At 65.6% G+C, this 19,879-nt stretch carries 22 protein-coding genes; 15 read left to right on the top strand and 7 right to left on the bottom strand.

Annotated elements, in window-relative coordinates:
• Positions 1-18: 18 nt before the first annotated feature.
• The 3 genes from WT97_RS26835 (at position 19) to WT97_RS26825 (ending at position 3,135) form a co-directional block, all read left to right on the top strand.
• Entirely contained in the window at positions 19-864 is an 846-nt protein-coding gene (locus WT97_RS26835) for an MBL fold metallo-hydrolase (protein WP_060354765.1), read from the top strand.
• Positions 865-967: 103 nt separating this feature from the next.
• Positions 968-1,378, top strand: a complete 411-nt coding sequence (locus WT97_RS35010) for a VOC family protein (protein ID WP_059790144.1) — start codon at positions 968-970, stop codon at positions 1,376-1,378.
• Between the two features lie 191 nt (positions 1,379-1,569).
• Positions 1,570-3,135, top strand: a complete 1,566-nt coding sequence (locus tag WT97_RS26825; protein WP_060354707.1) for a methyl-accepting chemotaxis protein — start codon at positions 1,570-1,572, stop codon at positions 3,133-3,135.
• Between the two features lie 9 nt (positions 3,136-3,144).
• On the opposite strand, the gene WT97_RS26820 is transcribed toward WT97_RS26825, so the two are convergent.
• Together WT97_RS26820 and WT97_RS26815 are read right to left on the bottom strand one after the other, a co-directional pair.
• A complete protein-coding gene (locus WT97_RS26820) occupies positions 3,145-3,552 on the bottom strand; it encodes a DUF3224 domain-containing protein (protein ID WP_060354706.1) in 408 nt (135 codons plus the stop codon).
• Between the two features lie 73 nt (positions 3,553-3,625).
• Entirely contained in the window at positions 3,626-4,606 is a 981-nt protein-coding gene (locus tag WT97_RS26815) for a YafY family protein (RefSeq protein WP_060354705.1), read from the bottom strand.
• Positions 4,607-4,708: 102 nt separating this feature from the next.
• Between WT97_RS26815 and WT97_RS26810 the strand changes: the two genes are divergently transcribed.
• From WT97_RS26810 to WT97_RS26800, 3 genes are all read left to right on the top strand, one after another.
• Complete coding sequence (locus tag WT97_RS26810) at positions 4,709-5,371, top strand: glutathione S-transferase family protein (RefSeq protein ID WP_060354704.1); 663 nt, start codon at positions 4,709-4,711, stop codon at positions 5,369-5,371.
• A 197-nt stretch (positions 5,372-5,568) separates the two neighbouring features.
• The gene (locus WT97_RS26805; RefSeq protein WP_060354703.1) at positions 5,569-6,486 is read left to right on the top strand and encodes an acetoacetate decarboxylase family protein; all 918 of its coding nucleotides are present in this window, start codon (positions 5,569-5,571) and stop codon (positions 6,484-6,486) included.
• Between the two features lie 43 nt (positions 6,487-6,529).
• Positions 6,530-7,786: a trans-acting enoyl reductase family protein gene (locus WT97_RS26800; protein WP_060354764.1), complete on the top strand. Its 1,257-nt coding sequence runs from the start codon at positions 6,530-6,532 to the stop codon at positions 7,784-7,786.
• 6 nt (positions 7,787-7,792) lie between these two features.
• Here WT97_RS26800 and WT97_RS26795 read toward each other — a convergent pair whose 3' ends face one another.
• On the bottom strand, positions 7,793-8,716 hold the full coding sequence (locus tag WT97_RS26795) for a LysR substrate-binding domain-containing protein (protein WP_060354702.1): 924 nt from the start codon (positions 8,714-8,716) through the stop codon (positions 7,793-7,795).
• A 132-nt stretch (positions 8,717-8,848) separates the two neighbouring features.
• Between WT97_RS26795 and WT97_RS26790 the strand changes: the two genes are divergently transcribed.
• On the top strand, positions 8,849-9,481 hold the full coding sequence (locus WT97_RS26790) for an FMN-dependent NADH-azoreductase (protein WP_060354701.1): 633 nt from the start codon (positions 8,849-8,851) through the stop codon (positions 9,479-9,481).
• 34 nt (positions 9,482-9,515) lie between these two features.
• Here WT97_RS26790 and WT97_RS26785 read toward each other — a convergent pair whose 3' ends face one another.
• Positions 9,516-10,133, bottom strand: coding sequence for a LysE family translocator (locus WT97_RS26785; protein WP_060354700.1), 618 nt, complete (start codon positions 10,131-10,133; stop codon positions 9,516-9,518).
• Positions 10,134-10,200: 67 nt separating this feature from the next.
• Here WT97_RS26785 and WT97_RS26780 point away from each other — a divergent pair, with 67 nt between their 5' ends.
• Both WT97_RS26780 and WT97_RS26775 read left to right on the top strand, forming a co-directional pair.
• The gene (locus WT97_RS26780) at positions 10,201-11,124 is read left to right on the top strand and encodes a LysR family transcriptional regulator (RefSeq protein WP_060354699.1); all 924 of its coding nucleotides are present in this window, start codon (positions 10,201-10,203) and stop codon (positions 11,122-11,124) included.
• A 560-nt stretch (positions 11,125-11,684) separates the two neighbouring features.
• Positions 11,685-12,017 (top strand): cupin domain-containing protein, encoded by a 333-nt coding sequence (locus tag WT97_RS26775; protein ID WP_060354698.1) that lies wholly within the window; start codon positions 11,685-11,687, stop codon positions 12,015-12,017.
• Between the two features lie 172 nt (positions 12,018-12,189).
• Here the strand turns inward: WT97_RS26775 and WT97_RS26770 are convergent, their stop codons facing one another.
• Positions 12,190-12,489 (bottom strand): H-NS family nucleoid-associated regulatory protein, encoded by a 300-nt coding sequence (locus tag WT97_RS26770; RefSeq protein WP_059498710.1) that lies wholly within the window; start codon positions 12,487-12,489, stop codon positions 12,190-12,192.
• A 227-nt stretch (positions 12,490-12,716) separates the two neighbouring features.
• Between WT97_RS26770 and WT97_RS26765 the strand changes: the two genes are divergently transcribed.
• Complete coding sequence (locus WT97_RS26765) at positions 12,717-13,205, top strand: RidA family protein (RefSeq protein WP_060354697.1); 489 nt, start codon at positions 12,717-12,719, stop codon at positions 13,203-13,205.
• 266 nt (positions 13,206-13,471) lie between these two features.
• Here WT97_RS26765 and WT97_RS26760 read toward each other — a convergent pair whose 3' ends face one another.
• On the bottom strand, positions 13,472-14,563 hold the full coding sequence (locus tag WT97_RS26760) for an NAD-dependent epimerase/dehydratase family protein (protein ID WP_060354696.1): 1,092 nt from the start codon (positions 14,561-14,563) through the stop codon (positions 13,472-13,474).
• Positions 14,564-14,778: 215 nt separating this feature from the next.
• Between WT97_RS26760 and WT97_RS34685 the strand changes: the two genes are divergently transcribed.
• From WT97_RS34685 to WT97_RS26745, 3 genes are all read left to right on the top strand, one after another.
• A complete protein-coding gene (locus WT97_RS34685; RefSeq protein WP_179949814.1) occupies positions 14,779-15,183 on the top strand; it encodes a hypothetical protein in 405 nt (134 codons plus the stop codon).
• Positions 15,184-15,905: 722 nt separating this feature from the next.
• A complete protein-coding gene (locus WT97_RS26750; RefSeq protein WP_059790122.1) occupies positions 15,906-16,157 on the top strand; it encodes a hypothetical protein in 252 nt (83 codons plus the stop codon).
• Positions 16,158-16,431: 274 nt separating this feature from the next.
• A complete protein-coding gene (locus WT97_RS26745) occupies positions 16,432-17,517 on the top strand; it encodes a helix-turn-helix transcriptional regulator (protein WP_257128560.1) in 1,086 nt (361 codons plus the stop codon).
• Between the two features lie 35 nt (positions 17,518-17,552).
• Here the strand turns inward: WT97_RS26745 and WT97_RS33585 are convergent, their stop codons facing one another.
• Entirely contained in the window at positions 17,553-17,747 is a 195-nt protein-coding gene (locus WT97_RS33585) for a hypothetical protein (RefSeq protein ID WP_082741815.1), read from the bottom strand.
• Positions 17,748-18,311: 564 nt separating this feature from the next.
• Here WT97_RS33585 and WT97_RS26740 point away from each other — a divergent pair.
• Complete coding sequence (locus WT97_RS26740) at positions 18,312-19,298, top strand: TRAP transporter substrate-binding protein (RefSeq protein WP_060354694.1); 987 nt, start codon at positions 18,312-18,314, stop codon at positions 19,296-19,298.
• Positions 19,295-19,879, top strand: coding sequence for a TRAP transporter small permease (locus tag WT97_RS26735; RefSeq protein ID WP_060354693.1), 585 nt, complete (start codon positions 19,295-19,297; stop codon positions 19,877-19,879). Before WT97_RS26740 ends, WT97_RS26735 begins: the two co-directional genes overlap by 4 nt.

The following is a 19,879-nucleotide window of genomic DNA, read 5'->3' as shown; positions in this document are numbered from 1 at the left end:
CCGCACCGGAGAAGCATGATGTCCAACGTTACGTTTCCCTGTCAGCGTGTCGGGGATTTCACGATCACCGCGATCAGCGACGGCTACCTCACGGCCAGCCTCGATTTCCTGTCGAATATCGACGTGGCCGACGCTGCCGGCATGCAGCGCGCGGCCGGGCAGCAGGCGCCGTCCGCCGTGCATATCAACTGCTACGTCGTGCGCGGCGCGGGCCGCACGATGCTCGTCGATGCAGGAGCCGGCGGCATCAGGCAATGGGGCGGCCGTCTGCAGGACAACTTACGGCTGGCCGGCATCGATCCTGCCGAGATCGACACGGTTCTGCTCACGCACGCCCATCCCGACCACATCGGCGGGCTGACGAATGCCGCCGGACACGTTGCGTTTTCGAATGCGGAGCTGCTCGCGCATCGACGCGAGGTCGCGTTCTGGCGCGACGACGGCAATCTGAGCCGCGCCAGCGAGCGCGCCCGCGGCAATTTCCGGATCGCACGTCAGGCATTCGACGCTTACGGCGACGCGCTTCGGACCTTCGACGAAGGCGAGGTGCTGCCCGGAATCGCTGCGATCCCGCTACCGGGGCATACCGACGGACATACCGGCTATGTGCTCGAATCCGGCGATCAGGGCCTGCTCGTGTGGGGCGATATCGTGCATTTCCCGCACATCCAGATCAAGCGGCCGGACGTCTCGATTGCGTTCGACCAGGATGCGTCGCAGGCGGCGGCGACGCGTGCGCGACTGCTCGACCGGGCCAGCTCGGAAGGGCTGCTGATCGCCGGCATGCATCTGGGGGAACCCGGGTTCGCGCGAATCGGGCGAACGAACGGCGAATACGGCCTGTTTTACGAGGCCGACACGTGAAGCGATGCACGGAAACGTTCGCGGTCGATACCGCGCGCCCGCTTTGCAGGTTGCCGTTCGAGGAGGACAATCCAGCCTGAAATCTCGTCGGAGGTCGCACATCATGGCTCCATTTCAACCCGATGGATGGCATACCGTCACGCCGCGGATCGTCGTGCCGGATCCGCGCAACCTGGTCGCCTTCATCCGCACGGTGTTCGACGCAGAAGGCGAATGCCGTGCCGGTTTGCCTGCCGAGATCCGGATCGGCGACTCCGTCGTGATGGTCAGCGGCGGAGACGGCCTGCGCGATCCGATGCCGGCGTTTCTGTACGTGTATGTCCAGGACACCGACGCCACCTATCGACGGGCGCTCGCGGCGCAAGCGATCCCGCTCGAAGCGCCCGCCGACATGCCGTACGGCGACCGGCGGGCGATGGTGAAGGACGCGTGGGGAAACGTCTGGCAGATCGCCACGCACCAGCGCGACCTGTCGGCCGACGAGATTCGCGCGAGGCTCGGCGACGGCGGCTAGTCGCGCTGCCTCGGTTCCCCCCCTCTGTCGCAATCGTCAAGATTCGCGTCGCATGCGGATAAAAGCCGCCCGTTCCCCGAGCCGTTAACCCGTTCGCAGCCCCGCGCCGGTACTGCGCCACGGCGCGCGTCGTTCGTGTTCCGGAATTCACCTCCGCCGCTGGCCGTGCCCGGCCGGCTCAAGGGAACGTCATGCGAAAACAACTCACTATCCGTGGTGGACTCGTCGCGACCATCGCCGGTTATACCGTGCTGCTCGTGCTGGTGGTCGGCGCCTGCATCGCGGCCCTCTACATCGGCAACGGCTCGCTCGAGGCGATGTACCGCGACGACACCGCGTCGCTGCTGCACCTGAAGACCAGCTCCGAGCGGATGCTGGTGCTGCGCGAACGCATGAGCGACGTCGCGCAGATCATCAGCGCCGGCCAGCCCGCGAAGGAGGAGGTCGCGCAACTTCACACGCTGCTCAAGCAGAGCAACGATGAACTGGATGCATACACGCGCCTGCATGCGCGCGACGCCGGCGAGCAGGCGCTGTTCGACACGCTGCAGGACCGCCGGCGCACACTGCTCGACCGGGTGTTCCTGAAGGCGCTGTCGCAGCTCGACGGCGACGACGCGTTCAACTTCCTCGACACGCAGCGCACCGCGCCGCCGGCGTTGTTCGCCGCCTACCAGGCGGCGATCGACGCGCTCGAATCGTTCCAGGTCACGCGCCAGAAGGCCCGCTACGATGCGGCCGGCAGGCATTTCCACCGGATCGTGTGGGGGATGGGAGCGGTCGCGGTGCTGGCGCTCGTCGTCGGGTTCCTGGCCCAGCGCGTGCTTGCGAAGGCGATCATCGAGCCGATCAATCTCGCGGTCGAGCAGTTCGAAAAAATTTCGAAAGGCGACCTGACCGGCGCCGTCGTCGTCCCGGGCGAGAATGAAATGGCGTATCTGCTGAATGCGCTGAAGCGGATGCAGGACGGCCTCGTCGATACGGTGAGCCAGGTGCGCGCGAGCACCGAGACGATCGTCGGCGACGTGCGCACGATCGCGAGCGGCAACGTCGACCTGTCCGCGCGTACCGAGCAGCAGGCCGTGTCGCTGCAGCAGGCGGCCGCGAGCGTCGAGCAACTGACGGCGGCCGTGCGCCAGAACGCGGACAACGCGCGCGACGCGCGCACGTACGTCGAGGGCGCGGCCGGCATCGCGTCGCGTGGCGGCGAAGCGATGCAGCGCGTCGTCGAGACGATGTCGGAGATTTCGCACAGCTCCACGCGCATCTCCGGCATCGTCGGCGTGATCGAGAGCATTGCGTTTCAGACGAACATCCTCGCGTTGAACGCCGCCGTCGAAGCCGCGCGCGCGGGCGAGCAGGGGCGCGGGTTCGCGGTCGTCGCCACCGAGGTGCGCGGGCTCGCACAGCGCTGTGCAGCCGCGGCGAAGGAAATTCGCGACCTGATAGGCCATTCCGCGCGACGCGTCGAAGACGGCAGCGGCCTCGTCGCGGCGGCCGGCTCGGCGATGGCCGAGCTCGTCGCAGCGGTCGAGCGGGTGAACGCGATCATGGGCGAAACCAGCCAGGCATTCGACGAGCAGTCGTCGGGCATCGAGCAGGTGAACGCCGCGGTGATCCAGATGGAGCAGACGATGCAGCGCAATGCCGCGCTGGTCGAGGAAGCGGCGGCCGCGGCGCTGTCGCTCGACGAACAGGGCTCGCGGTTGAGCGCCGCGGTCGCGCAGTTCCGTCTGCGCGACGCGGCGCTCGCGTGACGTGCGGGATTATTGCGGCGCGTCCGGCAACGCGTAGTCGAAGCGGTACGTATGCCGGCCGTCGTCGATGTCGATGCGCATCGCGCCGGACAGGCCGAGCAATTCGTCCGTTCCGGAATCGGGCACGACCGTGATCGACTGCGTCGGCTGCCCGCGCGTCATGGTGGAGCTGTGCTGCAGGACGAATCTGCCCTTGCGTCCGCCGAGCACGCCTTCGACGGTTTCCATCGCCACGTAGCCGGCCGAACCCTGAACGCTGCTGCGAAACGCGAGCATTTCTCCGTGGCTGACGGCTTCCAGATCGCCATGAAAATGTTTGTCCAGCGACATGCGGCCGAGCCCGCTGTGTTCCGCGACGTGACTCAGGGGTTCCGGATTCAGCTTCACTTCGAACGGACCGCTGGCCTGCAGTTTCATGGCTGTTCTCCTCGTCGAATGGGCAATCGGCACTATAAGCGAACGCCGTCGACGGTGGGCCGATCGCGGTGCGTCAATCGTCGTCCGGCCGATAAAGCGCTTTCAACTGCGACAACTCGTCGACGAATCGATCCTTGAGCGCCTGAGGCCCGAGGATCTTCACCTGTGCGCCGTACCCCAATAGCTTGCGTGCGCCGTGCTCGATCGATTCGATCGGCATCAGGAACGCTTTCCACCCCGCCGGGACATCCGGGCCGCCGGCGTCCTGCGATACCGGTGCGGCCTCGATCCGCGCGTTGGCCAGCCAGGTTTCGGCGCGCGGCGACACGGCGACATGGGCGGTCAGCCGATGGAGATCGGCCTCGTACCGGCTCATCGCGTCACGCCAGTGCGCGGCGAGATCGAATCGCGCGGGGCGCCTGAAACGGCGGTGCGTCGCTTCGAGTTCGAGGACGTTCGCCAGCCGGAAGGTGAGCGCGCCGGCCTTGCCGACTACCGCGGCAACCAGGTACCAGGCGCCGCCCTTGAGCACGAGGCCGAGCGGCTCGAGCGCGTGCCGGGACACGCCGCGCCAGCTTTGGTACTTCACGTCGATACGGTACGCACCCCACACCGCATCGGCGACTTCGCGCAGAAATTCCGGCGTTTCCTGCGCGCGATACCAATCCAAGGTATCGACGTGCAGCCGGCTCGCGACGCGATCGGCCCGTTCGCGTGCGCCCGGCGGCAGGCTGGCGATCATCTTCAGCCGTGCCGAGGTTGCCATGCCGTCGAGGCCCAGTTCGCTCGCCGGGCCGGGCAGGCCCGCGAGAATCAGCGCATGCGCCTCGTGCTCGGTGAGCCCCGTGAGATCGGTGCTCCAGCCGTCGCGCAACTGAAAGCCGCCGTTGCGGCCGCGATCGCCCCAGATCGGCACGCCGGCCGTCGACAACTGGTCGATATCGCGCAGGATCGTGCGCTCGGACACCTCTAGCGCTTCGGCCAGCGCGGGCGCGGTCATCCGGCCGCGCGCTTGCAGCATCATCATGATCGACAACAGGCGGCTCGCTTTCATACACGGTACGTTACCGCAAATACATGACACAGGATGTCGTGTTTTCAGGCTTATGCTTTGCCGCGTCTCCGATTCGTTCCGTCGACGCGAACACACCCCATCATGAAAATCATTTCAGGACCGCTGAGCATGTTCGGCGCCAAGGTCGAGATTGCGGCGCACGAGAAAGGCATCGATTTCGAGCTGGCGATGGCGCCGTTCAGCCAGCAGCGCGGCTACGACCCCACGCATCCGGATGTGTTGCGGATCAACCCGAAGCGCCAGGTGCCGGTGCTGATCGACGGCGCGCTGGAGATTTTCGATTCCACGCAGATCTTCGAGTATTTCGAGGACCTGAAGCCGGAGCCTGCATTGTGGCCGGTGCACCCGGCGGCACGCGCCGTTGCGCGTCAACTCGAACACTGCAGCGACGAAATCTATTTTCCGCACATCGTCCGGCTGATGGGTCTCGAAGCTATGCCGGACGATCCGGCGGCGCAGGCCGCACGCGCAGAAGCGGCACGATACTATCGGCGCATGGAGCATGTGCTCGCGGATCGCGCATTTCTGGCCGGTACCTATTCCTATGCCGATATCGCGTTCTACATGGCGCAGTTGTTCGGCGCGCGCAAGGGGGCGCCGATGACCGGCGAGACGCCCAACCTGCTCGCATGGCGTAACCGGATGACGGCGCGCCCAGCGGTGCGGAAAGTGGCTGGGGCGATGGCCGCGTATCTGGCCTCGATCGGGGAAGTGGTGCCCGATTTTCTTCGCGAGCTCGATTGACCGCGCCCGCCGGCCCGATGATCCGGCGACGAAACCGCTGCGGCCATCGGGCCGCGCCACCGCAGTCCGACATATTCCTCTACTCGTCGCCTTGACCTTGAAGTCGACTTGAAGCTTAGAGTGCTTGCTGACGGCAGCGCATCGGCAGGCTTCGGATCTCGCCTGCCACGGTCGATCATCGACGAGAGGCAACGGACATGGACAGGCGTTTTACACAGGTCGAATTCGGGCCGCACACGGTCGACGTGCCCGAGGGCGGGTACTACGACCGGTTCCGGATGAATCCGGACCTGGACGCGGTGGCGCGCGATCCCGCAGCGGGGAACATCGATTTTTTCCGGCGGATTCCGAAGCGTCAGGTCGCTTCACGGGTCGGCCCGATCTGGGCGCCGAACTTTTACTACCGTTCCAGCAGCATTCAACTGCTGTTCCTCGCGCCGCTCGAACGCCTGCGGACCACGCTGCCGATCCCGCTTGAACCGCTGCGGGCGTTCCGCGGATACGGGCTCGTCGCGCTGACGTTCTTTTCGTACGCGGTGTGCGACAACGATCCGTACGACGAAGTATCCGTCGCGGTGGTCATCCGCCGGCCCGGCGCGAAAGGCTCGCACGCGCTCGAGCTGATCGACTCGATGCGGCGCCGGAGTTTCTTCGCACACGTACTGGCGCTGCCGGTCACGACGGAAATCGCGCGGGTGCGCGGCGTGCACGGCTATCAGTTGCCCAAGTGGCTCGCCGAGATCGACGTGAACGTCGGTGCGACGGCCCGCGCGCGTATCGCCGGACCGGACGGCCGGCCGGATCTGAGCGTCAGCGTGCCGCTGCCGGCGCTGACCCGCGTCCCGTCGCAATCGCACATGGGGACGACGACGATGGTCAATCGTATCGACGGCGAATGGCACGAGTCGTCGGTACAGACCAACATGCTGTCGTTCGCGCAGCGCCTGTTGCCGCGCAACGTCGAGCTGGCGCGGCACGGTGGGCCGCTCAGCCAGTTGCTCGACGGGCTCGGCGCATCCACGATCATGCGTCTCGACGTGGTCGCGGATGCTCAACTGGTCCTGAATCTGCCGACGCCTTCGAGGGCCTTCGATGAACCCGGAAAGCCATGCTAACGATACCGATGCGTGCGACGTGCGCGCACGGAAGGAGTCGTCCATGCCGCAACCGACCTACGATCTCGTCGTATTTGGCGCGACCAGTTTCGTCGGACAGATCCTGGCCCGCTATCTGTCCGACTATCTGTCGACCGCCGGTGCCGGCGACACGCTGCGCTGGGCGATCGCGGGCCGGTCCGACGCGAAGCTCAGGCAGGTCCGGGATACGCTCGGCGCGGCCGGGCAATCCGTGCCGATCATCGTCGCCGACGCGGCCGACGAAACGCAGCTTCGGGCGCTGTGCGCGCAAACGCGGGTGGTGGTGTCCACCGTCGGCCCTTACGCGCTGTACGGAGAGCCGCTGGTCCGGGTCTGCGCGCAAACCGGCACCGACTACTGCGACCTCACCGGCGAGACGCAGTGGATCCGGCGGATGATCGACAGGTACGAGCCCGCGGCCCGGCAATCGGGCGCGCGCATCGTGCATTGCTGCGGCTTCGATTCGGTGCCGTCCGACATGGGTGTTTTCTTCCTGCAGCAACAGGCGCGGCGGCAGTGGGGCGAACCGGCCGCGCACGTGAAAATGCGCGTCAAAACGTTGAAGGGCGGTGCGTCGGGGGGCACCGTGGCCAGCGTGATCAACGTCGTGCGCGAAGCGGCGGCCGATCCGGCGTTGCGTCGGGAACTGCTCGATCCTTATTCGTTGTGTCCGCAACGGCATGGTTTCACGGTGCGGCAGCATGCGGTTCGGTCCGCCGAATTCGATCGCGATTGCGATACGTGGATCGCGCCGTTCGTGATGGCGGCGATCAACGAGCGCGTCGTTCACCGCTCCAATGCGCTGGCGGACAATGCGTACGGCAGCCGCTTCACCTATGACGAAGCCGTGATGACGGGCACGGGCCTGAAGGGGCGCATGATCGCGCTGACGATGGTGGCGGGCCTCGGCGCATTCATGGTCGGCGTCCTCGTCGGGCCGTTGCGCGGCCTGATGGAGCGCTTCCTGCTGCCGAAGCCGGGCGAGGGGCCGAGCATCGACGCCCAGCAGGCCGGCCGCTACGATTTGCGCTTCTTCGGCCGCGCCGACGACGGGCGTACCTTGCGTGTGAAAGTCACCGGCGATCGCGATCCCGGCTACGGCTCCACCGGCAAGATGCTCGGCCAGGCCGCGATCGGTCTCGCGCTCGATAGCCACCGCGACGGCGTGAAGACCGGGCGCGGCGGCGGCTTCTGGACGCCCGCGACGATGTTCGACGAACGCTATATCGAGCGTCTGGTTCGCCATGCCGGGTTGCGTTTCGAGGTGATTCGACCGTAGTTCGCGTCAGCGATTCGAGCGGGGCGGGGGCGTCGTGGACGCCCGGCGGCGACGCTTGCGACTAGCCTTGCCCGCGCCCGCGCGCGCAGCCGTCTCGTCCAGAATCGTCGCGGCGAATTCGGCGGCCGCCGGCATCCGCGCGTCGTGCATCATCACGAATTCCATCTCCGGCAGCGCCGGCAAGCCTTCGGGCAAGCCCAATTCGCGGAGCGTGTCGTCGATCGCACTGCGCGGCACGGGCGCGATCGCGATGCCGGCCCGTGCGAAGGTCCGGATGCCGGTCACGCTCGGGCTTTCGCATGCGATCCGGTAGCGCATGCCGGCCAGCGCGAGCACCTTGATGGCGGCGCCGCGGTACGGGCACGGATCGGGGAAGCATGCGAGCGGCACGTCGCCTTCCGGAAGCGGCTCGTGGCGCGCGAACGCCCAGGCGAGCGGCTCTCGCCACAACGTCGTGCCGTGGCCCGAGTGCGAGCACCGGCTGCCGATCACGAGATCGAATTCGCCGTTGGCGTGCCGTCGAAACAGGCTGTCGCCGATGTCGACGACCAGATCCAGCCGCAGCCCGCGCCGCGCGGCGCCGTGGCGACGCATCAGGTCCGCAAGCCAGCCGCCTGCGAAGTCCTCCGACACGCCGATCCGCAGCTTGACGTCGACGGCGTCACCCGTTCCCAGCCTGGCCCGTGCTTCCTCGCTCAGGTTGAGCATCGCCCGCGCGTAGCCGAGCAGCGTCTCGCCATGCGCGGTCAGCGTCACGCTGCGCGTATTGCGCACGAGCAGCGCCTGCCCGACCTGTTCCTCGAGGCGAACGATCTGCGCGCTGACCGCGGACTGGCTGAGGTTCAGCCGCCGCCCGGCGCGGGTGAAGCTGCGCACGTCGGCAACCGCAACGAAGGTATGAAGCAGCGCCGTGTCGAGAGGAGGATTCATTCATCACCAATCCGGGTTAATTTGATCAATTAATATCGTTTCCCGATTATAGGCCGGCCGGATAGGCTGTGAAGCGCGGTGGGCGAGCGCGCATCGGGCGCGCCGTCGTCACCCTTGGCAAGGACCGGTGCCATGACACGCGTACTCTATATCGAAGGCTCACCCAACAAGGCTTATTCGGCGTCCATCGAGGTGTGCGATGCGTTTCTCGACGCGTACCGGCATGCCCATCCCGATCACGAGATTCGGAAGCTCGATATCTGGGATCTGCCGATGCCCGAATTCGACGGCGCCGCGCTGGCCGCGAAATATGCCGGGCTGAGCGGCACGGCGTTGACGCCGGAGCAGGCGGCAGCGTGGCAGCAGATCGAACGGCTCGCGGCGCCGTTCCACGAAGCGGACAAATTCCTGTTCGGCGTGCCGCTGTGGAATTTCAGTATTCCGTACAAGCTCAAGCACCTGATCGACGTGATCTCGCAGAAGGATGTGTTGTTCACGTTCGACGCAGCGGGGTTTGCCGGCAAGCTGGTCGGCAAAAAGGCGGCGGTGGTCTATGCACGCGGGCTCGCCTACCAGTCGCCGGGGTCGTTTACGCCGGCCGCCGAGTTCGATCTGCAGCGCCCTTACATGGAAACGTGGCTCAAGTTCGTGGGCGTGACGGACGTCACCGGAATCGTCGTCGAGCGTACGTTGTTCGGTGCGGACGGGAAGGTCGATCGGAGCCGGGCGATCGACGAGGCACGGGCGATCGCGCGGACGTTCTGACGTTGACGGCCCCGCGCAGCCGGCGCGGGTTGACTCAGCGCCCGCCCTGGGCGATGGCGAGCGCGACGCCGAAGCCCACCAGCACGCATCCGAACGTGCGATCGATCCAGTGCCGCAGCGACAGCAGGCGATCGCGGACAGCCGTGGCCGAGAAACAGAGCGCCACGAGGCTGAACCAGCCGGCATGGGCGGCCGCGATGAACGCGCCGTAGCCGATCTGCACGATCAACGGCGTGTCGGGCCGGACTGCCTGCATGAACAGGCTGACGATGAACACCGTGGTTTTGGGATTCAGCGCATTCGTCAGAAAGCCCGTGCGCAGCGCGGCGAGATCGGACAGCGGCGCCACGGCGGTGTCGGCTTGCACGCCGCCGGCTTTCGTCATGAGCATCCTTGCGCCGAGGTAGACCAGGTAGATCGCGCCGATCAGCTTGACGGTATTGAAGAGCCACGCCGACTGACGAATCAGCAGCCCGACGCCCAGCAGCGTGTAGCTCACGTGAACGATGACGCCGAGCCCGATCCCGCATGCGGTGAGTACGCCGGAACGACGCGACAGCATCAGGCTGTTGCGCGTGACCATCGCGAAGTCCGGCCCCGGGCTGATGACGGCCAGCAGCGTGATGGTGACTACGACTATCAATTCGGTCATGGCGTTGCTCCTGCGACGGATATGTTGATGGCACAATCGTATCCATCGTGCTTCATCGGGAAAAACGATGATTTCTGACCAGAATGGTGAGTCTGAATCACAATCGATCCGTACCGGCCTGCCGTCACTGATGGCGCTGCGGTGTTTCGAGGCGGCGGCGCGTCACGAGCATTTCAGCCGCGCGGCCGACGAGCTGTGCCTGACCCATGGCGCGGTCAGTCGCGCGGTGCGTCTGCTCGAGGACGATCTGGGCGTGGCGCTGTTCGAGCGGCGCAGCCGTCGCGTGTTCCTGACCGAGGCGGGCCGCACCCTCGCGCAGGCCGTCCATGACGGCCTGGGCCTGATGCGTCACGCCGCCCACGCCTTGCGTACCGACGCTGCCCGTGCGCGGCGTTCGGTCCTGTCGTGCGAGCCGACGCTCCTGATGCGCTGGCTGATGCCGCGCTGGCCGGATTTCCAGGCGCAGCATGCGGGCGTCGATATCCATCTGGCCGCTGCCGGCGGGCCGTTCTCGTTCGACAGCGGCATCGACATGGCGATTCGTCGCAACGATTTTGCGTGGCCGGCGGCGTATCACGCCGAGCATCTGTTCGCCGAACGCGTGGGGCCGGTTTGCCGGCCGGACAAGGTCGGTGCGTGGTTCGCGTCGCGTCGCGGTGCCCGCGCGTTGAAGCCCGACGCTGTGCGACTGCATACACGCACCCGGCCGGACGCATGGAATGCCTGGGCGGCGGCGGCGAATCAACCGGCCGCGAATGGGCGCGGGCAGCGGTTCGATCATTTCTATTTCAGTCTGCAGGCGGCCGTCGCGGGGCTGGGAGTCGCGATCGGACCGTGGCACCTGGTGCGCGACGACATCGAAAGCGGTGTGCTGGTTGCGCCGATGGGGTTCGTCGAGGATGGATCGGATTACTACCTGTTGACGCCGACGCCGGCGATGGACGGGAGTGCGCACGCGGCGTTGCTGGGATGGTTGAGGGCGATGGTCTGACAAGGGCTGCCGGGCGCGCTTTCGAATGACCGGCGAAGCGCGTGCCCGGATGCGCGGCACACCATGCGATCCTGCGCGCCGCGAGAGCCGGTACTTCGTCGGCGCTCGCATCGATATCGACGCACCCGGCAATATCGCCGCTCGTCGGGCAAACGCCACCGCGAATCGAAATAAAGCATGAATGGACTTCCCGATGCTTGCTCGTGTCGGCCAGCGAACGGAAAATGTATCGATCGGGGCGCGCGCTGCAAGCAGGATACCGAATTGCCGGCCGAATGTTCGCGGCCGATTGCCCTGGCTCGACGCTGCGGGGGCCGGCAGGAGGTCGATCGGCTTTACCGGAAATGACGCGTGACGGTGCGTGTGTCGCTAAAAGAACGCCGGTGCGTGTTTTATCTTTGCAACGAATGAGCGCCGATGAAATCTCCGTCATTCTTCATCTTTTTGACACGGCTTTTAACGGCGCCTGGGCAAGCCGGGGCGCGTCAAGCTGCAGCGAATATTTCCCGTTGCCTTTAAATCCGCATCCTTTACCCGAAGATCGACGACGAGGCGAAGCCATGCAACTTCAAACCGGTAATTTATTCGCCGTTGACGGGCGGCGCGGCGGCGACGAGCGAATCGACATGCTCGTCACGGGCCCGCGCGTGAACGTCGAGCGGATCGTATCGATGGGGCATGCGAGCCCGGACGGGTTCTGGTATGACGACCCGCGGGCCGAATGGGTCGTGCTGCTGTCCGGCGCGGCCATGCTCGAATTCGAAGAGGATGCGACGCGGCTCGATATGCGCGCCGGAGATTACGTGCTGATCGAGCCGCATTGCCGTCATCGTGTCGCATGGACGCATGACGAAGTGCAAACCGTCTGGCTTGCCATCTATTACGAACGCTGAAGAAAGGATGGGCGTGCGGCACGATCGGTGGATTGACCTGTGCGCGACACGCCGATCGGGCAAAACCTCGTCGACCGGAGCGGCTTTGGAATGCCGCCGGTATCGATGCGCCAATCAATGCCCAAATTGCCGGACAGCGTGTCGAATCACGCGCCGGCCCATGCGGGGAATCTTATTCCTGGATCAGGAATCGATTGCGATTCTTCGCATCCTTGATCCATGCGGGCGCGCGACCGCGGCCCGACCAGGTCGCCCCGGTCTTCGGATCGCGATACTTTGCCTGCACGGGAGCGCCCGACTGTCTGGCCGGCCGACCGCGGCGCGTACCGAAAATGTCTTTTTCGGTAATGCCGTATTCCGCGACTTTGGTGCGGATGTCGTCGACGACCGCCTGGAATTCAGCGGCGCGCGCTGCTTCGGCTTTCTCGGCCAAAGCGTCCATTTGAGCTTTCAGTTCCTTGTAAGTTGCCATATATCACTCTTCAGGTTGTGTCCATACATGATAGCGGTTTCAACCGGAAATGACGAAGAAAATTGCGCCGACTACGAATTGTATTGCGGATATGGCAATGCACGACTGCTTCGAACACCTGAGAAGTCGTTTGATTGGATCGTTTGCGTCCGATCTTCTCATGCGGGACAAGCTTCGGAGACTCAATTATTCTTTATCTTTTTTCAGAAGGATTGGGGAATTCACTGATGAACAGGGATGACAAACTGAAACAGGTCGCGGCCGATTTCGGATTCGATCCGGACGAAACGATCAGGATCGGCGGAAAGTACACGCCCGTCCTGGCCGACGGAACGACGGCCTACGTCGCCGGCCAGATTCCGCGAATCGGGGAAGTCGTGCATTTCGTCGGCATCGTGGGCGAATCCGTTTCGCTGGACGACGGCCGTCGCGCGGCCGGCATTTCCGCACTGCGCGCGCTGGCGCTGATCCGCAAGCAGTGCGGCACGCTCGATGCGATCGCGACGGTGCCGCGCATGACCGTGTACGTGCGAAGCGCGCCCGGCTTCACGATGCAAAGCGAGGTGGCCGATGGCGCGTCGGACGTGTTGTATGCAGTGCTCGGCGACGCCGGCGTTCATACGCGCACGTCGGTCGGTGTGCTGCAACTGCCGAAGGGCGCGTCGGTCGAAGCCGATTTCATTTTCGGGCTGAATCGCAGCGGCGCCGCTGGTTGACCGGGCGTGGCCGCGCCGACGGAACGGGCCGCCTTGCGTCGATCGGCGCGCCGTGCGCGAGGGGCGGCTTCGGGCGTCATCGCGGTCCGTTCATCGAATGCGAGGAAGAACGAATCCGGATCTCGGTAGCCGGGCAGGAAGGCGATCTGATCGGAGGGTAGGTCCGAGCGATCGAGGTCATGCCGCGCGAGCTTCGCGCGAACTTACCGCCGGCAGGGTTTTGAAGTTTGCGCCATCGTCGCCGAGCCGCCGCTGCGCGAAGCGGTTCATCGCCGCAATTGCCCGGTTTCGACGAGCTGCTGAAAGAAGTCGTTCATCGACTCGGCGAGCGGGCGATAGCGGATGCCCAGTTCATTGCGGCTGCGACTGTTGTCCGCGCGCCAGGGCAGCCCGACGTTGCGCGCGATCACGCGGCGCGTCACGCTCTTGTTCGCGAGCGGGCCGACCAGCCACACCAGCCACTTCGGCAGGATGCGTCGCGGAATCGGATAGTCGGCGCCATACCGTTCCAGCAGCGTGGCGGCCATCGCCGGCAGGCTCGTGTCGTGCGCCGAGACGATGTAGCGGCCATTGGCGCTCGGCAAGAACGCCACACGCAGATGCGCGTCGGCCACGTCGCGGACATCCACCGCGCCCATGCCGAGATCCGGCACGCGGGCCTTCATCGTGCCGTCGCCCATCTGCCGGACGATCTCGAAGCTCTCCGACGTCGCGTACGGATTGATGCCGGGCCCGATCACGAGCGACGGATTGATGGTGACGAGATCCCAGCGTTGCTGCCGGCGGGCGATTTGCCACGCTTCGCGCTCGGCGACCGTCTTCGAATACGAATAGGGTTGATGGGTGAGCGACGAACTGGTGTTCCAGATTGCTTCGGTGAACATACCGTCGGGCGTCGCAGCGAGATCGGCGTTGTCGCCGTAGATCGCCGCGCAACTGCTGGTCAGCACGACGCGCCGCACCGACGGCATGCGGTTGGCCGTCTCGAGTACGTTGCGCGTGCCGAGCAACGCCGGATTGACCAGCTCCTTCTGCGGATCGCGAACGGTGACCGTGAATGGCGACGCGGTGTGGAACACGATCCCGCAACCCGTCATCGCGTCCTCGTACGATCCGGGTTCGAGCAGGTCGGCGCGGAAATAGCGGATCGTGCCGGGCTTGCCGGCCGCGATGCGCTGGAGATGTTTCAGCTTGTCCGGGCTGTCGGGGTCGCGGACGGCCGCATGGACCGTCAGGCCCGCCTCGAGCAACCGCTGCACGAGCCAGCCGGCGACGTATCCGGTTGCGCCCGTCACCATGACGGGGAGGTCGGTATCGATATTCACGGACGGGATTCCGTTGCGGAGGGGATGCACCATGATGCCGATTTTTGCGCGTCATTTCACTCGCCACGCGCGTCGATCGACATGCAAGGGGCGACAGGCGGCGCGATACCGGTGGCCTGCAGCGATGCTCGGGATCGCTGACGGTTCCGGATTCGGCGAACGGGCCGCGCGCCGGTATGCCGGCGGCCATTGACGCGTCGCGTCGTGTCCGATTACGCTCGTCACCGATCTCATTTCGGGGGCGATCGATGAACGACGACGCGACAGAGCGGGTGATCGAATTCGCCAGGCACGTAATCGGCTACATGCAATCCGCTTTTCCCGGCTGGCGCGAAGTTTACGTTTGCTTCAGCGCACCGGGCGACGGGCAGTACGGCGCGCGTGCGTCATATGCGACGGCGGCCGGCGTCGAGCTGGTGTCGACCATGGAGCACCGCGATTTCATCGGCGGGATCATGTGCATCGGGCCGCAACTGCGCGACGCGCTCGCAAACGACGGCAGGACATTCCGCGCCGCGCTGTTTCGCGCCAATGCCCGGTTTTCCTATCGAATGGATTACGACTGGAACGACGCCGCACGCTGGAACATCACGAAGCTCGGCGGCGCATCCGGGCTCCCGGACGGGCTGGAGGCGCTGGAGCCGCTGGACTGACGGGGGCGGCGGGTTGCGCGCGTACCGGCGACGGATGCAAAACTGCGTTAACACTTTGACGAACGGCCAACGATACGGACGCGATCGAAGGGCGAACTGATCCGGATCTCGGGCCGTATCGCGCATGAACTCGAACACAACGGCGGTGGCAACTGGGATGCCGATTTCAGGAAGACGGCCGATGCGTTCGCGGCGATCGTGCGCACCGGCACGTCGCTGCCGGCGGCCGATTTGTCAGACGTGGAAGCCGTCATGCAGGACGTCAAGCGCCAATCCGGCGACCCGGCGCCACTGTGCCGGCTCGCGGTGGCGTGGGTGCGCCTGAACCCCGATCCGCTCGAACTCGCGCCGCCGCCCTATCGTCGGTAGCGCACGGCAGCGTCGCCCTGCGAAGCCGACCGGCCACCCACGCCGGCCGTTTCGGCTCCCGGCATTTCCGTCAGTCATTACCCGATCGATATCGGCCGGCATCCCCACTTTTGGGGATGCCGCGGCCGGGCGGTACGCCTACGATGAACACCGGGGTACCGGCACCGGATATCGCCGGAACACTCGAACAGGTCTGTCGTTGCTTCGTCGATTGCTGTGCGCGTTCGCACAGTCGACTGACACGGTCGTCGCGTACGCTGGCGTGCAACGTGTGCGGTGCATCGTCGGCGCCGCGCGGTGGCGCGTTGATGACCGAAGGCCTGATGCCGTATTTCGGGGGAGTTTCAATCACTATGCTCGCACGAGACTATGTGGAACGGGAGCTCTCGCATATCCAGCGCATGGTGGCGCTGCTGGACAGCGAGACGGACCTCGACGACGTGTCGATGTCGGGGGCGGGGCGCGTCAGGCATCCGAGATACTGGCGCGGGCGTATCGAGGAACTGATGTCGACGCCCGACGTGCCGCGTCACGTCAGAAAGCTGAGCGAAGCGGTGCTCGCGAAGATCGACGAGATGGAAGTGCGGTTCGCGACGATGAAGTAAGTGCATCGTCGAGTCGGGCAGCGAAAAACGTTTCGTCGCGCCGTCGGCTGCGTGCTTTCATCCGGATGTCATTGCGTCGATCGACGCTGCGCAGGCGCCCGTCGACGCGGATTGCGTCGCCATGTCCGAAACGGCCATTACGTCAGACGAGAAACGGTAGAAAACGTGGTATTTCGATCAAACCCGCATCGACGATTTGAACAATGAGGCCGATTGACTAAGATGCCCGAACGGCGTTCGACAAAAACGCATGGCGCGGGGTGGCCAGATGCAGATGAACGGGTGGGTTCCGTCGGCATGGATCGATGACGTCTACGCTGCGGCGCTGGGCGACCAACGATGGGAAGCGGTGCTGGACGGGCTGCGTCTGTCGGTCGGCGTGCGCATGGCCATACTGCTGTCGTTCGACGATGCGGCAAGGCTGCCGGCGATCGAGCAGGTGGCCGGCGACGATCCGTCATGGGTCGCCGCGTGCCTCCACCGCTACAACGCCGAGTTCCACCTGTACGACCCGGTCGTGCCGGTTGCCGCGGACTGGCCCGCAGGGCGCTGGTTCGAGGACGTGAAGCACCTGTCGGTGCGGCAGCGCACACATGGCGTGTTCTATCGGGAATTCATGCAGCCGTTCGGGCTCGGCGGCATCTCGGGCCTGTACATCCATCACGGCGACGGTGCGGGCGTTTTCCTCAGCGTACAGAGCGGCCTCGAATCTCAAGGGCTGTCCGACGAGCAGCGTCGCACCATCGAAATCATGGGCGCGCACATCAGCCGCGCGCTGCGCATCCACGCGCGCATCGGCGAGCTCGAAGCGCGCGTGGCCGCTGCGGAATCGGCGCTCGATGCGGTGCCGGTGCCGGTGTTCCTGCTCGGCGCCCAGCGCGAACTGCGCTATACGAACCGCGCGGCCGATCAACTGATCGCTGCCGAACCGGCGCTGCGGATCGTGACCGGCCGTTTCGCGCCGGAAGGCTGCGTCGACGACGCGCAATGGCGGCATGCATTCGCACGCGGCGGGCTGTTGCTGCGTCGTGCGACGGGCGAGCCGCTGCCGCTTGCGCTGATTCCCGTTCCCGAGCAGTCACGCCTCGCGCGCGAGCGGCCCGGCGTCGCGGCACTGATGACGGCCGCCGACCTGCGTTCGCCGGCAGCACGCGCGCAGCGCTTGCGGGTGTTCTACGGGCTGTCGTCGGCGGAAGCCGAGCTCGCGGTGCTGCTGTGCTGCGACGGGCGCTCGCCGCAGGAGTGCGCGGCGCTGCGCGGCGTGTCGATCGGCACGGTCCGCGCGCAGATCAAGTCGATCTACACGAAAACGGACGTGGCGCGCGCAGCCCAGCTCACGTCGCTGGTCATGCAGACCTGAGCGATCGATATGCGCAGATGCGGCGGCGTTGTTACCTATCCGCCGCCGATTCCCTGCAGTATCTTGCCGGTCCCGCCGCAGACGGTGCAGGGTTGACCTTCCACCCTGCCGGTGCCGCGGCAGACGCGGCACGTGTCCTCGCCGATGCCCGGCGCATTGGCCGGGCCTTCGTCGCCGGCATTCGGCGGGGTAGCCGGTTCGGGGGTCGCCGATGGCTTCGTGGTCGACATCGCTGGCTCCTTTCGCGTCGCATGCGATGACGGCGAGCATCGCGCGTGCCTGGCAGGCGGAGCGCGCGACGACGGGTTTCCCGCGCGTTCGCGAAAGCGAATTGGCGTACACCTGAACCGCGGCCGCCGGCGGGTCGTCGGCCGTGCGCCACGGACCCGAATCGCGTCATGCGGAATACGGGCCGGCGCATGCTCGTGGCATCGCAACGGCGTGGCGATGGGGTGATCAGTCATCCTATAACGATGGCAAGCGAAGCGAAAGAAGACCGTCGGATGTCGGGAAGCCATGCCTTCGACGTCCGATTCGCATGCCGACCCGTTTCCGGAAAACGTTTCGCGGAAAAGCGTAAAACTGGAGAATGCGATTCCCTGTTTCCTGCCGAAAACCTTGGATGGCAGAGGTTATAGGGGTATGCACCAAGTGAGTTAAACGGTTAACCGACGTACATTCACTGAACACGTCATACGACGTATGACTCTGCGGTTCGAGGAAGCGTATCGGCGAAGCCCGCGCGGGCCGGCGGATCGCGGCACAACAACGATCGACCATCAAGGAGACTCACCATGAAACACCGATTCCCCGGCTCCCGTGCCGCCCTGGCCGTCGCACTGATGGCCGGCTTCGCGATGTCCGCGCAGGCGCGCGTGTTCCGCTCGGCGGACGTGCACGGCGACAACTTCCCGACCAACATGGCCGTGAAGTTCATGGGCGACGAGCTGTCGAAGCAGACGGGCGGCAAGGATTCGATCAAGGTGTTCGGCAACAGCGCGCTCGGCTCCGAGAAGGACACGGTCGACCAGGTGCGGATCGGCGCGATCGACATGGCGCGCGTGAACGGCGCGTCGTTCAACGAGATCGTGCCGGAATCGCTGATCCCGTCGTTCCCGTTCCTGTTCCGCGACGTCGACCATTTCCGCAAGGCGATGTACGGCCCGGCCGGCCAGAAGATCCTCGATGCGTTCACCGCGAAGGGGATGATCGCGCTGACGTTCTACGAGAGCGGCGCGCGCTCGATCTACGCGAAGCGCCCGGTGCGCTCGCCGGCGGACATGAAGGGGCTGAAGGTGCGCGTGCAGCCGTCCGATCTGATGGTCGACGAGATCAAGGCGATGGGCGGCACGCCCACGCCGATGCCGTTCGCCGAGGTATACACGGGCCTGAAGACGGGCCTCGTCGACGCGGCGGAAAACAACCTGCCGTCGTACGAGGAAACCAAGCATTACGAAGTCGCGCCCGATTACTCGGAGACGCAGCACGCGATGACGCCGGAAGTGCTGGTGTTCTCGAAGAAGGTCTGGGACACGCTGTCGCCGCAGGAGCAGGCGGCGATCAGGAAGGCGGCGGCCGATTCGGTGCCGTACTACCAGAAGCTGTGGACCGCGCGCGAAGCCTCGGCGCAGCAGATGGTGACGAAGGGCGGCGCGAAGATCCTGCCGGCCGCGCAGATCGACCGCGCGGCGTTCGTGAAGGCGATGCAGCCGCTGTGGACCAAGTATGAAAAGACGCCGCAGATGAAGCAGATCGTCGACGAGATCGAGGCCACCAAGTGACGCGTCGCACTTCCCTGAACGGCGCGGCGGCCGCGGCCGCGCCGGGCGCCGCCCCGGACGACGCCCCGGACGACGCAACGGCGGCGCGGCCGCACGCCGCGCCGCTGTTGCGCTGCGTGAACGACCTGCTGTTTCGCGTGCTGGCCGTGATCGCGTCGGCGTGCCTCGCGGTGCTCACGGTGCTGGTGTTCTACGCGGTCGTGATGCGCTACGCGTTCGATAACGCACCGGATTTCGTCGAGCCGATCGCGCTGCTGCTCGTGATCGTGATCGCGATGTTCGGCGCGGCGATGAAGGTGCGCGACGGCGGCCATATCGGCCTCGATTCGCTGGTGCGCCGGCTGTCGCCGAAGGCGCGCACGGTCGTCGTCGCGATCCAGCACCTGAGCCTGATCGCGTTCGCGATCATGATCATGATCGGTTGCGGCAGCATGGCCGCCGAGACGATGGGCGACCGCATTCCGATCATCGGGCTGCCCGAAGGCGTGCGCTACCTGATCGCGATGCCCGCGGCGGTTGCGATCGTCCTCTTCTCGCTCGAGCACCTGCTCGCGCTTCGTCGTTCTTCGTCGGAACAATAA

Source organism: Burkholderia sp. MSMB1459WGS (genome assembly GCF_001534535.1).
Lineage (GTDB): Bacteria > Pseudomonadota > Gammaproteobacteria > Burkholderiales > Burkholderiaceae > Burkholderia.
The sequence above is the reverse complement of the archived record's forward strand: the minus strand, read 5'-3'. Positions and strand labels throughout refer to the sequence as shown.